This window comes from Mesonia hippocampi (assembly GCF_014197445.1).
GTDB classification, from domain to species: domain Bacteria; phylum Bacteroidota; class Bacteroidia; order Flavobacteriales; family Flavobacteriaceae; genus Mesonia; species Mesonia hippocampi.
In genome coordinates this window covers 1-16,933 of record NZ_JACIFO010000016.1, presented here as the reverse complement: position 1 = coordinate 16,933, position 16,933 = coordinate 1, and the positions used below count along the sequence as shown (strand labels likewise).

Below are 16,933 nucleotides of genomic sequence, written 5' to 3'. Positions count from 1 at the left end.
AAGAGAAAACTATGCTGAAATTTGTAAAAGGACATTTAGAAACCATAGATGGAGTAGCTATATATCCCGTCATCTCTTTACTGATTTTCTTCATCTTTTTTGTAGCTCTTTTTTGGTGGGTATTTACCTGTAAAAAAGATTACTTAAAAAAAGTGAGTAACATTCCATTAGAAATAGAAAAAGACCAACCTTATGAAAAATAAAGCATCCTATATTCGTATAACAGTACTGGTGGCAGTAGCATACTTTCTTGTAGAATATGCCCTACCTGTAGAAGGAGGATCTGCACTTAGCGAATACCCGATTACATGGCTTATCCTTTTTGTAGCAGGAATATTAGCACTAGCGGTAGAACTATCCGTAGCAGCATTACAAAATGTACTTTACCGCTCTTTATCGGAAGAAGAAAAAAAACGCTACAACCTAGCTAAACAAGCAGAAGAAGAGAAACGTTGGGCATGGTTTAATAAAACATACCATAAAATGCTCGATAAAAAACCAATGTCTTCTGAGTCTGAAATTGTATTAGACCATAATTATGACGGAATTAAAGAGTTAGACAACAACTTACCACCATGGTGGATATATGGTTTTTACCTCACCATTGTTTTTGCCGTAGTATACTTAGCCAGATTTCATGTATTTAACGATTACAGTCAGCTAGAAGAGTACGAAACGGAAATAGCTCAAGCAGAATTAGCCATTGCAGAATACAAAAAAACAGCTAAAAATTTAGTCGATATTAATACCGTAGAATTTCTTGATAACCCAACAGATTTAGGTGCAGGTAAAAGTATATTTCAAGCAAACTGTATAGCCTGCCACAAAGCCGATGGCGGTGGAGGTATAGGCCCTAACCTTACCGATGAATACTGGATTTTAGGAGGAGGAATAAAAAATATATTTAAAGTAATATCCGAAGGAGGACGCTCTGGAAAAGGAATGGTAGCATGGGACCAAACCCTAAAACCATTAGAAAGAGCCCAAGTAGCTAGTTACGTACTATCGCTTCAAGGTACAACCCCAGCAGAACCCAAAGAACCTGAAGGAGAACTCTGGGTAGATGAAAATGCAGCAGAAGGAAAAAATACACCTGAAACAACAGTAGAAGAAAGTAACACAACTGCAGGAGACACAACGATGACCGAAAACACTGCGGTAGAGTAACTTTTTTAGCAAAAATAAAATAGTAATAAATAATAACATCTATTATGTCAAATCCCGATCAAGAATCTTTTAGAGACTCTATAGGAACCATTAATGAAGAGGGAAAAAGGGCTTGGATTTTCCCAAAAAAACCATCAGGGAAATTTTACAAGTATAGGACATGGGTAAGTTATGCATTATTAATATTTTTATTTGCAGCTCCTTTTATAAAGATTAATGGAAACCAATTTTTATTATTTAATGTCTTAGAACGTAAATTCAATATATTTGGTTTTCCCTTTTGGCCGCAAGACTTTTACTTGTTTGTAATAAGCATGATAATAGGTGTGGTATTTATAACCCTATTTACCGTTGCTTTTGGAAGAATTTTTTGTGGCTGGATTTGCCCACAAACCATTTTTATGGAAATGGTTTTTAGAAGAATAGAATACTGGATAGAAGGTGACCGAGGGAAACAAATTAGGCTAAAAAAACAGAAATGGGACAAGGAGAAAATAAGAAAAAGAGTAACAAAATGGATACTTTTTTATATTGTTTCTTTCTTTATTGCTAACATTTTTTTAGCCTATTTGATAGGAAGCGATCACCTTTTGCAATACATTTATGAAGGCCCATTCAACCACATAGGTACATTTATTTCTTTAATCATATTTTCTATAGTCTTCTATTTTATATTCGCATGGTTTAGAGAACAAGTTTGTGTTATTGCCTGTCCTTATGGAAGGTTGCAAGGCGTACTGCTCGATAAGAAATCGGTAGTAGTAGCCTACGATTATAAACGCGGAGAAAAAGAAAAAGGACGTGCAAAATTCAAAAAAAATGAAGACCGCGAAGCTTCTGGAAAAGGAGACTGTATAGATTGTACGCAGTGCGTACATGTATGCCCTACAGGAATAGATATTAGAAACGGTACACAATTAGAATGCGTAAACTGTACAGCATGTATCGATGCATGCGACGCAATGATGGAAAAAGTAGACCTTCCTAAAGGGCTTATACGCTATGCCAGTGAAGAAAATATAGCAGAAAATAAAAAGTTTGAATTTTCTTTACGGATAAAAGCTTACATAACAGTGCTACTGTTATTAATAGGAGTGCTAGTTACCATGCTAACCTTACGAAGTGATGTAGAAGCACGAGTGTTAAGATTACCAGGACAATTATACGAGCATAAAGAAAACAACATAATAAGTAATGTATACACCTATAAACTAGTTAATAAAACTAACAAAACAATAGAAAACGTACATTTTGGTTTACTCTCTCATAAAGGAAAAATACACTGGGTTACTAAACAAAGTTTTGATGTACCAAAACAAGAATTAGTAGAAGGAACATTATTTATAGAACTTCCTGCCGCAATGCTAGAAGACGATAAAGAACGAGTAAAAATAGGCGTATACGCTAACAATAACCTTATAGAAACTACAAGCGTTACTTTTTTAGGACCACGTAGTTACCGATAAAATTTGGATAATATGAATATTAAAGTTAATTGGGGAACAGGAATAGTTATCGCTATAATAGGTTTTATAGGCTTTATCTTATATTTTGTGGTGAGAATGAGTGTCGAAGATAAATTTAGCCATGACCTAGTAGTGGAAGAATATTATAAACAAGAAACACATTTTCAGGATAAACTTGATGCAGCTCAAAATGCAGCTTATTTAAAAGGTAGCCCAAAAATAGAAAAACAAGAAAAAGGTCTACTAATTACCTTTCCTAGCGCATGGAAGCTAGACCAAGCAAAAGGGACATGCACAATGTACAGACCAGATAATAAAAAATTAGATTTAGAAGTGCCTTTAGTAGTTAAAAATAACCAATTTTTAATTCCAGATAAAAAAATAGTAGAAGGAAGTTATAAAGTACAACTATTTTGGGAGAAAGATGGTAGGCCTTATTATTATACCAAAAGTATATTCTATTAATTATGTTATACTCAGCTCTTGTATTAGGATTTTTAGGGAGCTTACATTGCATGGGCATGTGTGGTCCTATAGCTTTAATGCTGCCATTAGACTATAAACATAAAATTAAAAAATATGTTCAGTTAAGTTTGTACCATTTAGGGCGTTTGTTTACATACGCTCTATTTGGTTTTTTAGTAGGCTTATTAGGAGAACAATTTAACCTTTTTGGTTGGCAACAGGGCTTGTCTATATTTGCAGGAATAGCCCTTATTTTGTTTACTGTTTTGCCAAAAATTCAATATAAATTTTATGGGTTTTTTTCACCATTGCAACGCTTGATATTTTCTATAAAAAAAAGCTTGGGAAATCAATTTAAAAAGAAAACTCCAGATACCTTTTTTACCATAGGATTTCTAAATGGTTTTTTACCTTGTGGATTACTATACGCAGCACTTTTTGGATCCTTAGCTTTATCAGATAAATTTATGGGAGTTGCTTATATGTTATTTTTTGGAGTAGGAACCATTCCCTTACTTTCAATAGTTGTTTTGGCAGGAAATAAATTAAATTTAAGTAAAAAATATAATGTCAAAAAAATAATACCTATACTCGTTGTATTAATAGGCTTTTTATTTATTCTTAGAGGTTTAGGTTTAGGGATACCGTATCTATCTCCGCAAGAAATGCCATTGCACCAAGTTTCTTCAGAGTATAATTGCTTTCCTATGCCCGAGTAGCCTTATATTTGTAAAAAATGTTAGAATGAGAAAATATTACTCGATAGAGGAAGCTGTATCGCACGTACAATCAGGAAATAGAGTTTTTGTGCAAGGAGCAGCCATGACGCCCCAACGCTTAGTTACTGCTTTGTGCAAACGGTATAAAGAATTATCAGCAGTAGAGCTTGTACACCTTCATACCGAAGGCAAAGCATTATATACAGAAGAACCTTACCAAAGTTCGTTTAAAGTAAATAGTTGCTTTGTAGGGAGTAATGTACGCGACATTGTAAACAAAGGTACAGGAGATTATATTCCTATATTTCTTAGCGAAGTGCACTTGTTGTTTAAGCGTGGCATTTTGCCGCTTGATATAGCCTTTATTCAAGTATCACCACCAGATAAACATGGCTATTGTTCCTTAGGGACTTCTGTAGATATTACATTAAGCGCTTTAAAATATGCTAAAAAAGTAATAGCAGAAATAAACCCTCAGGTGCCAAGAACTCATGGTGACGGGATTATTCATATAAAAAATATAGATGTTTGTGTAGCAATAGATGAGCCTATCTATAGGCAACCATTAATAGCATTAGACGAAACCTCTAAGAAAATAGGAAAGTATGTTGCCGAGTTAATAGACGATGGGGCTACGCTACAAATGGGTATAGGCGCAATTCCTAATGCCGTACTAGAGCAGTTAGTGAATCATAAAAATTTAGGTATTCATACAGAAATGTTTTCAGATGGTGTTTTGCCACTTATCGAAAAAGGAATTATAACAGGGAATGAAAAAGTAATAAAAAACGAAAAAATTGTTACCTCTTTTGCAGTAGGCTCACAAAAATTGTATGATTTTTTAGATGATAATCCTATTGTTCATTTCAAAGAAGCAGCCTATACAAACGATGCTAGTATAATAAGAAAAAACCCAAGGGCAACCGCCATAAATAGTGCCATAGAAATAGATATTACAGGGCAAGTTTGTGCCGATACTATTGGGACATATCAATATTCTGGCGTAGGAGGGCAGTTAGACTTTATGCGAGGAGCCTCACTATCCGAACAAGGAAAAGCAATTATGGCAATGCCTTCCATAACAAAATCGGGTTTAAGTAAGATTGTTCCTACATTAAAACATGGCGCAAATGTAACAACAACAAGAGCGCATATACACTATATAGCGACAGAAAATGGTGTAGTAAACTTATTTGGGAAAAATTTACACCAAAGAGCAAAAGCTCTTTTGCAAATAGCACATCCTTCGGTACAAGAAGATTTAGAAAAAGCAATTTGGGAACGTTTTAAATAGAAACTTATTTATTTTAGGTAGGTGTAATTAAAGTTTTAGCAAATGAAAAAAGATATAGCAGATAGAGAAGACGTCTCGTTACTAGTACATACTTTTTATAAAAAAGTAAGAGCCAATAAGGATATAGGTTTCTTTTTTAATGAAACCATAAACGACTGGGATGAGCATTTAGCTAAACTTACCGATTTTTGGGAGAGCAATTTATTTCTAGTACAAAAATTTAAAGGAAGACCAGGGCGTGCTCATATTGAGGTAGATTATAAATACGAGCATAAAATAGAAGCCTATCACTTTGGAGTGTGGCTAAACCTCTGGTTTGAAACTTTAGAAGAGCTTTTTGAAGGCCCTTTAGCCGAGCGTGCAAAGAATCACGCTCGGAATTTAGGGCATAATTTTTTTATGAAAATATTTTCGGCAAGACCAAAATAAGCTTAAATACATTTAGAAAAAATAGGTTTTTCTGCGTTTTTATCATCATCTAAGTAAAAGTCAAAAGCCATACAAGCATTCCTAACAAAAGGTCTGCCTTTTTCGGTGATGCTTAATTTTTGTGCCTTTCTATCTATTTGTAATAAGCCATCGTTTTCCATTCCTGTTAAGCTATCTAAAACCAGAGGTAAATTTTCAAACTCTAAGTTTTCTGCTGCCCACGATGTTTCTAATTGACACATAATTGCTAAGATGTGTTTTCTTATTACTTCATCTTTTTCAGATAGTATATGCCCTTTTGCCACAGGAATTATTCCTTCCTTTACCAGCTCTTGATACTCTTCGATGCTTTTGGTGTTTTGAGCAAAAGCCGTCCAGCTATCACTGATAGAAGAAACTCCTAAGCCTATCATTAAATGGGTTTTAGATGAGGTGTAGCCCATAAAATTTCGATGCAATAATTTGTTTTCAGCAGCTTTAATAAGACTGTCTTCGGGAAGCGCAAAATGATCCATCCCAATTTCTTGGTACCCCATTTGTTCTAGGTGTTTTTTTCCTAAAACATACTGTGCTCTTTTTTCTAATGCGTTAGGAATATCTTTTTCTAGAAAACCGCGCTGTCCATTACCTTTTATCCATGGTACATGTGCATAACTATAGAAGGCAATACGATCTGGCTTAACCTCTTCTGTATAAGCCATGGTTTTTTCAATGTGTTTTTGTGTTTGAAAAGGAAGTCCGAAAATAATATCGTGCCCTACCGAGGTGTACCCAATTTCTCTAGCCATATCACTTACCTGTTTTACACTTTCAAACGATTGTACCCTGTGAATAGCCTTTTGTACAATTGGGTTGTAATCTTGCACCCCAAAACTTACCCTTCTAAAACCAATATTGTATAAAGTTTGTAAGTGTTCTCGGGTTGTATTGTTTGGATGCCCTTCAAAACTAAAGTGTTTATTTTTAGGTACAATAGCTGTTTTTAATAAGCTTGTTATTAAAAAACTTAAGTTCTCTGGAGAGAAAAATGTGGGAGTTCCTCCTCCTAAGTGTAATTCTTTAATAATAGGTTTTTTTGGTAGAATTTCTAAATAGAGATTCCATTCTGTTAATACAGCAGTAATATAAGGCATTTCCATATCATGCCTGCGGGTTATACGCTTATGGCAACCACAAAAAGTACACATTTGTTCACAAAATGGTAAGTGGATGTAAAGGCTTATCCCTTCGTCATCATTATAGTTAACAAAGGTGTTTTTAATTTCATTTTTCCATTTTTTGAGGCTGAAGTTTTTATCATCCCAATGAGGTACGGTAGGAAAACTTGTGTATCGTGGGCCTCTTACATTGTATTTGTCGAGTAGGTTCATATTTATTAATTGGCGTGTAAAACTAAAAAAGGTATTGTTTCTGGGTAGTTAATTTTTTCTGATTCAGGTTCAAATAAAATATGTTGAAATAAATTTAAGTGCCTGGCAGGCATAGCTATTAAAGAGCATTCTGTTGCTTCTACTACTGCTTGTACGGCATGTTCGAGGGTTTTGTTGCGTTGGAAAATAAATTGATGTTTTATTTCCTGAAGATACATACGTAAAACATTGCGGTGTTTTTCTTGGAGTTCTGTAAATTTACTGGGCTTTTTAAAAACATATAAAACGTTTAGCAGTGTTTTGTGTATTTTACCTATTTTAAGTAAGCTTTTTAAAGCCTTATATTGGTATAGGCTGTTGAAATCTGTAGGAAACAGTACTTGTTGAGGTAGTTTTACTTGTGCTTTTTCTGGGATAACAAACACTGGACATTTAACCCGAGTAATCACTGCGGCAGCATGGCTTCCTAAGGTAGCGTTTTGTTGCTGATGAAGCCCCTTTGTACCCATACAAATAAAATCTATTTGGTTGATTTTTATGTGTTTTCTAACGGTTTCTATAAAGTTGCCTGTATCGGTAAGTATGCTAATTTGATTAACGATTTCAGGAAAATTTCTTTTCAGTTTTTCCTGTAAAAGTTTGGTTTCTTTTGTTATTTTGATAGCAGAAGATATTTCTTCATGTTCGTTGATGTGTAGAAGATGATAATTTGCTTGTGTACTAGAAAAAACACCGATGGCATAATTAAGTGCCGCCCATGCATTATTAGAGAAGTCGGTTAAAATTAATACAGATAGCATTCTTCTATTAGATTAGAAAACAAATCTAATAGCATGTTTTTAGGTAAAGAATGATATAAGTCAGTTTTAATTAATTTGTACTAATATTTTAAGCCTAATACTAACAATAATGTATTTAAACAATTTCGGTTAAACTATCTAACGATAGAATCTTGATGGTTCTTCCTTCAATTTCTATAAGTCCTTCTTTTTTTAGACTAGAGAGTGTTCTTATAAGGCTTTCAGGGGCAATTCCTGCAACACTAGCTAAATCTACTCGGGTAATTTTAATTGGGTCGCTCGGTTTTTTATTTAATACTTCTGCGAATTTTAGGATGGTTTGTGCTGTTTTTCTTCGAACAGAAGCATAGGCCATTTGTACAAGTTGCTCCTTTACTTCGATTAAGTTTTCTTGTAAATTATCTATTACATCTAGGCTAAGTTGTTTGTTTTCTTTTAGCAATTGCTTTACCTCTTCATTGGGAAGTCTTGTTAATTCAGCGTTTTTTACAGCTATGGCGTTTTCTAGATGTGTGGTATGTGCAGCAAACGAGCTAAAGCCTATCAAATCGTTAGAGCAATAGAGTTTTGTAGTGAGTTCCTTTCCGTTCTCATCAATATGAGATGTTTTTATGGCGCCACTAGTAATAAGGTATATGTAATTGGCATGTTCTCCTAGTTGGTAAAGTTTTTCTCCTTTTTTTATACTGATTTTATCGCCATGATCATCAAAGAATATCTTGAGTTCATGGAGGTTAAGAATTTTTTCATTGTTTTCATTTTCGTGGTTTGCCATAAGTATTGCTTTAGCAAGTCTACTTTCTATGGCATGCAGGAGGTCTTCTTCATCAAAGGGTTTGGTAAGGTAATCATCGGCGCCTAGGTTCATGCCTTTGCGTACTTCTTTGTGTTCTGTTTTTGCAGAAAGAAAAATAAAGGGAATATTCTGTGTTTTGGGCATTTCAGACAGTGTTTGTAAAACACTATAGCCATCTGCTTTTGGCATCATGATGTCACAGATAATTAAGTCTGGAAAGTGGGTAATTGCCTCTGTTATACCTTCTTGCCCGTTGGTGGCTGTAATTACCTTATATCCTGAAAGTTCGATTAGCTCGGCAGTATTTTCTCGTAGAGCGATATCATCTTCTATAAGTAAAATTGTTTTCATAATAAGTTGGTTGGTGTTTTTATACTTGGTATGGTATGTTAATAAAAAAGGTACTTCCTTGGTTTTCTGTGCTGGTAAAAGAAATACTACCGTTAAGGTTATCTAAGTGATTTTTTGCAATGTTAAGCCCAATACCTGTACCTTGGTTTGTTAATGCATTTTCTGCTCTAAAATAGCGTTTAAAGATAAAATTTTGCTCCTTTTCAGGAATCCCAATACCTTGGTCGGAAACAGCTATACAGAGTGAATTTTTAGAAGTATTTATTTCAATATCTATCAGCGTGTTTTTATCGGAATATTTTATAGCGTTATTTACTAGGTTTGTTAAAACAAGTTCTAATATTTTTTCGTCAAAGTAAACTTCTAAGTTGTCGATGTTTTTTGGGTAATTTATTTTTTGTCCTTGTTTAAGTAACATATTAGCATCATACAAGACCTCGTTAATTACTTTGCTTAACGGAAATTTACTGTGCTTATAGCATACTTTTCCTGCTTCGAGACGTTCTACCGATAGGAAATCGTTTAAAATATTATCAAGGTACTTTACTTTGCTTTTTATGGTTTTTAGATGTTTTTCGCGTTTTTCTTGCTGTTCCTCTTTTGTGTATTTTCCTAGCAGTGTAGTAGAAGTTAATATTCCGCTAAGTGGTGTTTTAAACTCATGAGAAACAAGCGATAAAAATTTTGTTTTTAAATTGTTTAAGTCCCGTTCTTTTTGTAGCGCTTCTTTTATACGGTTTTCGGCCTCTTTTCTGCGTTTAATTTCGGCTTCTAAGTTAAGTACAGTGTCTCTAAGTTCTTGGGTGCGTTTTATAATTTTATCTTCAAGCTGAGCATTGAGGTTAAGTATTTCTTGCTCATGTTTTTTTCTAAATGTTATATCGGTTACAATAGCCATTACATAAACTTGTCCTTCTAGTTCTAAAGGGTTTAAACCAGCTTCTACGGGAAATTTGTTACCATTTTTGTGTAGCCCGAATAAATCGCGTCCAGAGCCCATTTGCCGGTGCTGACTGTTGGCCATAAAATTACTGGCAACTTTGTGGTGATTAGGTCTGTATTTTTGTGGAATTAATACACTTAGCGAATTCTCTAAAAGTTCATCTTTATCGTAGCCAAACATGGTATTAGCGGCTTGGTTTACGGCGACAATTTTTTGTAATTTATTAACAACAATAATTCCTTCAGAAACGGCATTAAACAGTACTTCAAATACAACTTTATGTTGATCGTTAAAACTTCCCATATTTAAGATATATGGAAATAAAAATAAGCTATTTTAATAAGAAGTCAAAACTCAATAGCTTATAAAAACTTTTTAATTTATTAGTTGTTCTTTTGGAGGTTTATTTGTAAAATTTTAATCAAAAAAAATATATTAAATGATATTTTGATTCAGATGGTTTATTTTTTAAACTAAAATATTGTAAATAAATTATTTTTTCCATTTTATGTTACACCCCATACTAGGTTTTTGAATACTGCTTACCTTGTGGTTGTTTAACACAGCATCCAATGCTTCACGCAGGTTTCTCCCAGTTACAGGGATTCCGTTTTGGGGCCTAGAATCGTCTAATTGCCCATGATAAATCAATTTTAAATCGCTATTAAAAAAATAAAAATCAGGTGTGCAAGCGGCCTTATATGCTTTAGCAACTTCTTGATCTTTATCGAATAAATAAGGAAAGGGATAGTGGTTTTTTAAAGCAATTTCTTCCATTTTATCTGGAGCATCTGCAGGATATTTTTCTATATCATTACTAGAAATAGCTATGAAACTAAACCCAAGCACGCGGTAATCATTCGCAAGCCTCACCAATTCTGCATTTACATGCTTTACATAAGGGCAATGATTACAAATAAACATAATAACAGTACCTTTCTCGCCTTGCATGTTTGTTAAAGAACGGTATTTTCCTGTAATGACATCTTCTAATGAAAAATGCGGAGCAGGGGTTAACATTGGGATATCGGACGAAGGAGTTAATGCCATAATATTGTTTTTATAGAAATAATCGATAAACAAGATAATAATTTATCTTACATTTAAGCCACAACAAAACTATAAAATATGAAAATTTCTTGGAGCGATTTTGAAAAAATAGAAATGCGGGTAGGAACTATTATAGAAGTAAATGATTTTCCCGAAGCACGAAACCCATCATATCAATTAAAAATAGACTTTGGAGCAGAATTGGGTGTCAAAAAAACTTCTGCACAAATTACAAAACGCTATAAAAAAGAAGATTTGTTAGGAAAGCAAACCATAGCTGTAGTAAACTTTCCTAAAAAACAAATTGCTAATTTTATGAGTGAGTGCTTGCTGCTTGGAGCCGTAAATGCAGATGAGGTTACAATAATTCAGCCAGAAGCAAAAGTGCCCAACGGATTAAGAGTAAGTTAGCTTAAAACTAAAAACCCTCATCAAAAAAGACGAGGGTTTTTAGTTGTTTTTAAGAAAACATAATTATTTTTTAAATATCATCAAAACTAACATCTGTAAAGCTATCGGTTTGGTTGTTACCGTCTTCTTCTGCAGAGGCTTCGTATTCTTTTTTATAATCTTTTTGATGACGTTCGCTAATTACTTCCTCTCCTTTTTCTTCAACAATAAATTGAGTAACCTCGTCTAGGATTTCTCTAAAACCTTCAAAATCTTCTTTATATAAATAGATTTTATGTTTTTTGTAGTAAAAAGAGCCGTCCTCATTGGTGAATTTTTTACTTTCAGTAATGGTTAAATAATAATCATTAGCTTTAGTAGATCTTACATCGAAGAAATAAGTTCGTCTTCCTGCTCTTAAAACTTTAGCAAATATTTCTTCTTTCTGCATCGTTCCGTTATCGCTCATAATCAAAAATTATTAATAGGTAAAATTGGTTTATAGCTTCAAAAATCTTAAAAAAATTAACATCAGCCAAAAAAAATCAATGTTCTTTTTCACTTAGTTGCTTTATGTAAAGTTCTTGGTAGTATCCTTTTTTATTTATAAGTTGATTGTGAGTGCCTTGCTGAATGATGTTTCCATCTTCCAAAACAATAATTTTATCGGCATTTTTTGCCGATGAGATTCGGTGGCTCACAATTATAGTGGTTTTATTTTTAGAAATGCGGTGTAGATTGTTTAAAATTTCTTCTTCGGTTTCTGTATCTACAGCCGATAAGCAATCGTCAAAAAGTAAAATTTCAGGGTCTTTTATAATTGCCCTGGCAATAGAAACACGTTGTTTTTGTCCGCCAGATAGAGTGATTCCGCGCTCGCCTAAAACAGTTTCATACCCATTTTTAAAGTTACTGATGTTGTTGTGTACAGCGGCATTTTTTGCTGCTTGTATCATTTCTGCTTTGGTAGCATCGGCTTTACCAAACAGAATATTATTTTTTATAGAATCGCTAAATAAAAATGCATCTTGTGGTACATAGCCAATAGCTTTTCTTAATTCGTTTAGGTTGAAAGTCGTAATGGGTTTATCGTCGATAAGGAGTTCCCCGTCAGGAACATCATAAAGCCTCCCGATAAGTTCTAAAATAGTAGATTTTCCTGAGCCTGTTTTTCCTATTATGGCTAAGGTTTCTCCTGTGTTTATACTAAATGAAATATTTTTAAGCGCGTGGATATTCGTATCTTCGTAGGTGAAGTTTAAGTTGTTGAAACTTATTTTGCCATGTATAGGCGTGTGACCTTTTTCTTTATTAACAATACTAGGTTTTTCTTGTAAAAATTGGTTTATACGCTCTTGCGAAGCTTCTGCGCGTTGTACCATATCGGCAATCCAACCTACACTAGCTACGGGCCATGTAAGCATATTTACATAGAGTAAAAATTCTACCACAACACCAAGCTCTATATTGCCATTTATTACTTGTTTGCCTCCAATAAAGATGACTAAAATGTTACTTCCGCCTATAAGTAATGCCATTAATGGGAAAAAGAACGATTGTATTTTAACGAGGTCAATATTTTTCTCTTTACTAGCGTTAGATAAAGCAATAAAACTATTGTTATTCTCTTTTTCTAAACCATAAGATTTTATTACCGAAATACCACTAAATGCCTCTTGGGTAAATGTGCTTAATTTAGAAAGATAAAGTTGCACCATGCTGCTACGTTGGTTAATGCTTCTACTCAATTTATAAATAGCATAGGATAAGATAGGGAACGGAGCAACGGTATATAAAGTAAGCATAGGCGCTTTGCTAATCATGTATGCAATTACAACAATAAACATGGTAATGGTAGATACGGTATTCATAATAGCAGGGCCTAAATAAGCACGTACTTTAGAAACATCTTCGCTAATACGGCTCATTAAATCGCCTGTACGATTTTTTTTATAAAAATCTAATGATAGGTTTTGATACTGCTGATAAATTTCGTTTTTTAAATCAAATTCGATACGCCTAGAAACCACAATAAAAGTTTGTCGCATTAAAAAGGTTAATAAAGCCGATAATAAAGTAGCACCTAGAATAAAAGCAATGTTTATTACCAAAGCCTCCCGTACCTCGGCAATGCTAGTGGTGTTGTTTTCTAAATAATTTTTAATAATATCGGTAGAGCTCCCAATATACTGCGGGACATAAACAGCAAAAATACGGGCAGCAACGGTAATAATTAGTCCTAAAAGTAAAGGCCACTTATAAAATAAAAAATATTTATTAAGATGTTGAAGTGCTTTCATGAAGCTGTTAATAGTTTAGATTTTGAAATATTATTAAAATAGATATAAAAACTTCAGCCAAAATTAAAATATTCTTACATTTGGTACGCACAAATTAAAGAATTTTAAAAACATATAAAGTATAGAATTATGACATCTGAACAAATTTCTGCGAAAGAATTAAAAAAAGTAGCTCCAGTTTTTGGACAGCTTTCTTTCGATGATCATGAACAAGTAGTTTTTTGCCAAGACAAAGATACAGGATTAAAAGCAATTATTGGTATTCATAATACCGTTTTAGGGCCTGCTTTAGGCGGAACACGTATGTGGAATTACCAAAGCGAATGGGAAGCATTAAACGATGTTTTACGCCTATCAAGAGGGATGACCTTTAAAAGTGCAGTAACAGGCTTGAACCTTGGTGGAGGTAAAGCCGTTATTATTGGCGATGCAAAAACCCAGAAAACCCCAGAGCTAATGCGTAGATTTGGTCGTTTTGTAGATTCATTAAGCGGAAAGTACATCACCGCAGAAGATGTAGGGATGGAAACTAGTGATATGGATACCGTAAACGAAGTAACAAAGCACGTATGTGGAATTTCCGAAAGCAGAGGAGGAACAGGAAACCCTTCGCCTATTACCGCGCACGGAGTATATATGGGGATGAAAGCTGCTGCAAAATATAAATTTGGCACAGAAAACCTAGAAGGGAAAACCATCTATGTACAAGGAATAGGACACGTAGGGGAAGCCTTAGTAGAACGTATCGCAAAAGAAGGAGCTAATGTTTTTGTAACCGATATTAACCAAGAGCGATTAGAAGAAGTAAGCAAAAAATACGGTGTAAACATATACACAGGGACCGATTTGTATGCAGAAGCTATGGATATTTACGCACCTTGTGCTTTAGGAGCAACAGTAAACGATGAAACCATTGCAAAACTTCAAGCAGCTGTAATTTCTGGAGCAGCAAATAACCAGCTAGAAAACGAGGTGGTTCACGGGCAAATGCTTAAAGAAAAAGGAATTGTATACGCACCAGATTTCTTAATTAATGCAGGAGGAATCATCAACGTATATGCCGAAATAGAAAAATGGTCTAAAGCGCAAATTATGGATAAAACAGAAAACATCTTTAATACCACGTTAGATATTTTAACCAGAGCAGAACAAGAAGGTATTACCACACATCAAGCCGCTTTGCGTGTTGCACAAAACAGAATAGACCAACGTAAAAAAGAAAAATAAAAGTAAATAGTTTTAAGATAAAGTATTACTTTTGCAGGGTGAAATACAGCGATGTTTTTCACCCTTTTTTAATAGTAAAAGTTCTTTAAAAGCAATGTTAACAAGAAGACATATCCGTGTAAAAGTAATGCAATCCTTATATGCATTTAATCAAGCTAAACCAGACAGAATAGAAGTTGAAGAAAAATTTCTAAAAAAAAGCATGGAAGATATGTACGATCTTTTTTTGCTGCAACTTGCATTGCTTGTAGAAATTAAAAACAAAGCAAAAGATTACCTAGACATTGTTCAGAAAAAACGTTTAGCCACCTCAGATGATAGAAACCCTAACTACAAATTCACGCAGAATAGAGTTATTGAGTTGTTAGAACAAAATGAATACTTTCAGGAGATTTTAGAAGACAGAAAACTTCACCACTGGAAAAAAGACGATGAGTATGTAAATATACTTTGGAATGAAGTAAAAGAAAGTCAATACTACCACGATTACACCCAAACTAGAACCTCAAGTTTTCAAGAAGATAAAGATTTCTTAATAAGCATCTTTAAAGAAATCATAGCGCCAAACCCAAAATTATATGATTATATAGAAGATAAAAAACTTACCTGGTTAGACGATTTTCCAATAGTAAACACAAGTATCGTAAAAAGTATCCAAAAGGTAAAAGAAAAAAATCCTTATATGGCAATTCCTAGGCTTTTTAAAAATCAAGAAGATCAAGAGTTTGCCCTAGATTTATTTAGAAAAACACTTCTAAATAGAGCCAGTTACGAAAACGATATTGTAAGCAAAACCCCAAAATGGGATAAAGAACGAATCGCAGAAATTGATAGAATTTTGTTAGATATGAGCGTATGCGAGTTTCTAAAATTCCCTTCAATCCCTGTAAAAGTAACCATCAATGAGAGTATAGAAATTGCAAAAGAATACAGTACAAACAAAAGCAGTATCTTTATAAATGGAGTACTAGATAAACTATCTAAAGAGTATCAAGAAAACGGAAAACTAAATAAAATAGGCAGAGGCTTGATGTAACTATAATATTTTTTTATATTTAGCCATTAAAATAAGTTTAAACCTAAAAACTAAACGATGAAAAAAGGATTATTAATGATAGCTGCTGTTGCCGCTATCGCGTTTACCTCTTGTAAAGAAAATGCAGCAGACAAAGTAAAAGAAGAAAATGCAAAAGAAGTAGCAGATCGAGATGCTAAAGCAGAAAAATTTGCAAAAATTGAGTTCGAAAAAGAAATGCATGACTTTGGTACCATAAACGAAGGAGATGTAGTAGAGCACATTTTTAAGTTTAAAAATACAGGAGACGCACCTCTTGTAATTACCAGCGCAAAAGGAAGCTGTGGATGTACCGTGCCAAACCCTCCAAAAGAGCCAATAGCACCAGGTGCAGAAGGAGAATTTGCAGTAAAATTTAACTCTGCAGGAAAACCAAACAGCCAAATAAAAACCATCCGTATTACCGCCAATACAGAAACAGGTAAGGATATGGTAAAAATTAAAGCCTTTGTAACGCCTAAAGCAGGAGCCGCAGCAAAAGCACAAACAGGTCACGAAGGGCATAACCACTAAGATTATAGAATGGAACAATTAATGAGTTTTTTACCGTTTGTAGCTTTATTTGGAGTGATGTATCTTTTTATGATACGGCCACAAATGCAACGCCAAAAACGAGAAAAAAAGTTTGCAGAAGAATTAAAAGTAGGAGATAAAGTAGTTACAAAAAGTGGTTTACACGGAAAAGTTTTTGGATTTAGCGATAAACTAAACGCTATAATCATAGAAACAGGAGCAGGTAAACTTACTTACGATAGATCTGCTATTTCTTTAGAACTAAGTAAAAGTTTAAATACACCTAAAGAAAAAGAGAGCAAATAATACTGCCCTTAATTTACTGCAATAAGCAACAAAAAAACCGTCCTGTGTACACAAGACGGTTTTTTTATACCAACTTTTCAAGCAATAATTGCTTTCGATTGGGCTACCGAAGCCAACGAAAAAATGAAGAGTCATATTTTAAGTGGGGATTTTCAACCTTTAATCGACTTTAAATCGCAAGGAAAAGCCTTTGATTTGGCCATTCCGACTCCTGAACATTATCTGCCTTTACTTTATACATTGGCATTAAAAGAAGAAAATGAGAAAATAAC

At 33.9% G+C, this 16,933-nt stretch carries 19 protein-coding genes; 12 read left to right on the top strand and 7 right to left on the bottom strand.

Going from position 1 to position 16,933, the window contains the following annotated elements; all coding sequences use genetic code 11:
• Positions 1–11 precede the first annotated feature (11 nt).
• Genes GGR32_RS11715 through GGR32_RS11685 form a run of 7 tightly spaced genes read left to right on the top strand, consistent with a single transcriptional unit; the run spans position 12 to position 5,540 of the window.
• Positions 12–203: a CcoQ/FixQ family Cbb3-type cytochrome c oxidase assembly chaperone gene (locus GGR32_RS11715; protein WP_183478394.1), complete on the top strand. Its 192-nt coding sequence runs from the start codon at positions 12–14 to the stop codon at positions 201–203.
• The gene (locus tag GGR32_RS11710) at positions 193–1,167 is read left to right on the top strand and encodes a cbb3-type cytochrome c oxidase N-terminal domain-containing protein (RefSeq protein WP_183478393.1); all 975 of its coding nucleotides are present in this window, start codon (positions 193–195) and stop codon (positions 1,165–1,167) included. The genes GGR32_RS11715 and GGR32_RS11710 overlap by 11 nt, the downstream gene beginning before the upstream one ends.
• Positions 1,168–1,211: 44 nt before the next feature.
• Positions 1,212–2,633, top strand: coding sequence for a cytochrome c oxidase accessory protein CcoG (gene ccoG / locus GGR32_RS11705; protein WP_183478392.1), 1,422 nt, complete (start codon positions 1,212–1,214; stop codon positions 2,631–2,633).
• Positions 2,634–2,645: 12 nt separating this feature from the next.
• Positions 2,646–3,098, top strand: a complete 453-nt coding sequence (locus GGR32_RS11700; protein WP_183478391.1) for a FixH family protein — start codon at positions 2,646–2,648, stop codon at positions 3,096–3,098.
• Between the two features lie 2 nt (positions 3,099–3,100).
• Positions 3,101–3,817, top strand: a complete 717-nt coding sequence (locus GGR32_RS11695) for a sulfite exporter TauE/SafE family protein (protein ID WP_183478390.1) — start codon at positions 3,101–3,103, stop codon at positions 3,815–3,817.
• 25 nt (positions 3,818–3,842) lie between these two features.
• The gene (locus GGR32_RS11690; protein ID WP_183478389.1) at positions 3,843–5,111 is read left to right on the top strand and encodes an acetyl-CoA hydrolase/transferase family protein; all 1,269 of its coding nucleotides are present in this window, start codon (positions 3,843–3,845) and stop codon (positions 5,109–5,111) included.
• 42 nt (positions 5,112–5,153) lie between these two features.
• Positions 5,154–5,540 carry a group III truncated hemoglobin gene (locus tag GGR32_RS11685; protein WP_183478388.1) on the top strand — a complete coding sequence of 129 codons (387 nt, stop codon included), beginning with the start codon at positions 5,154–5,156 and terminating at the stop codon, positions 5,538–5,540.
• A gap of 2 nt (positions 5,541–5,542) precedes the next feature.
• On the opposite strand, the gene hemN is transcribed toward GGR32_RS11685, so the two are convergent.
• The 5 genes from hemN to GGR32_RS11660 all read right to left on the bottom strand — a co-directional run bounded on the left by hemN (position 5,543) and on the right by GGR32_RS11660 (position 10,850).
• A complete protein-coding gene (hemN, locus tag GGR32_RS11680) occupies positions 5,543–6,916 on the bottom strand; it encodes an oxygen-independent coproporphyrinogen III oxidase (protein WP_183478402.1) in 1,374 nt (457 codons plus the stop codon).
• The gene (locus tag GGR32_RS11675; RefSeq protein ID WP_183478387.1) at positions 6,916–7,710 is read right to left on the bottom strand and encodes a universal stress protein; all 795 of its coding nucleotides are present in this window, start codon (positions 7,708–7,710) and stop codon (positions 6,916–6,918) included. The genes hemN and GGR32_RS11675 overlap by 1 nt, the downstream gene beginning before the upstream one ends.
• 115 nt (positions 7,711–7,825) lie before the next feature.
• On the bottom strand, positions 7,826–8,857 hold the full coding sequence (locus tag GGR32_RS11670) for a response regulator (protein ID WP_183478386.1): 1,032 nt from the start codon (positions 8,855–8,857) through the stop codon (positions 7,826–7,828).
• Positions 8,858–8,876: 19 nt separating this feature from the next.
• On the bottom strand, positions 8,877–10,103 hold the full coding sequence (locus tag GGR32_RS11665; RefSeq protein WP_183478385.1) for a PAS domain-containing sensor histidine kinase: 1,227 nt from the start codon (positions 10,101–10,103) through the stop codon (positions 8,877–8,879).
• Positions 10,104–10,292: 189 nt separating this feature from the next.
• Positions 10,293–10,850 carry a thioredoxin family protein gene (locus GGR32_RS11660; RefSeq protein ID WP_183478384.1) on the bottom strand — a complete coding sequence of 186 codons (558 nt, stop codon included), beginning with the start codon at positions 10,848–10,850 and terminating at the stop codon, positions 10,293–10,295.
• A gap of 78 nt (positions 10,851–10,928) precedes the next feature.
• Between GGR32_RS11660 and GGR32_RS11655 the strand changes: the two genes are divergently transcribed.
• Positions 10,929–11,261 carry a tRNA-binding protein gene (locus tag GGR32_RS11655; protein WP_183478383.1) on the top strand — a complete coding sequence of 111 codons (333 nt, stop codon included), beginning with the start codon at positions 10,929–10,931 and terminating at the stop codon, positions 11,259–11,261.
• 70 nt (positions 11,262–11,331) lie between these two features.
• Here the strand turns inward: GGR32_RS11655 and GGR32_RS11650 are convergent, their stop codons facing one another.
• Entirely contained in the window at positions 11,332–11,709 is a 378-nt protein-coding gene (locus tag GGR32_RS11650; RefSeq protein ID WP_183478382.1) for a PUR family DNA/RNA-binding protein, read from the bottom strand.
• Positions 11,710–11,785: 76 nt separating this feature from the next.
• Positions 11,786–13,540: an ABC transporter ATP-binding protein gene (locus tag GGR32_RS11645; protein WP_183478381.1), complete on the bottom strand. Its 1,755-nt coding sequence runs from the start codon at positions 13,538–13,540 to the stop codon at positions 11,786–11,788.
• A 129-nt stretch (positions 13,541–13,669) separates the two neighbouring features.
• Here GGR32_RS11645 and GGR32_RS11640 point away from each other — a divergent pair, with 129 nt between their 5' ends.
• The 4 genes from GGR32_RS11640 to yajC all read left to right on the top strand — a co-directional run bounded on the left by GGR32_RS11640 (position 13,670) and on the right by yajC (position 16,661).
• The gene (locus GGR32_RS11640) at positions 13,670–14,767 is read left to right on the top strand and encodes a Leu/Phe/Val dehydrogenase (protein WP_183478380.1); all 1,098 of its coding nucleotides are present in this window, start codon (positions 13,670–13,672) and stop codon (positions 14,765–14,767) included.
• A gap of 94 nt (positions 14,768–14,861) precedes the next feature.
• A complete protein-coding gene (gene nusB / locus GGR32_RS11635; protein WP_183478379.1) occupies positions 14,862–15,803 on the top strand; it encodes a transcription antitermination factor NusB in 942 nt (313 codons plus the stop codon).
• 57 nt (positions 15,804–15,860) lie between these two features.
• A complete protein-coding gene (locus GGR32_RS11630; protein WP_183478378.1) occupies positions 15,861–16,355 on the top strand; it encodes a DUF1573 domain-containing protein in 495 nt (164 codons plus the stop codon).
• 9 nt (positions 16,356–16,364) lie between these two features.
• Positions 16,365–16,661 (top strand): preprotein translocase subunit YajC, encoded by a 297-nt coding sequence (yajC, locus tag GGR32_RS11625; RefSeq protein ID WP_183478377.1) that lies wholly within the window; start codon positions 16,365–16,367, stop codon positions 16,659–16,661.
• Positions 16,662–16,933: the final 272 nt, after the last annotated feature.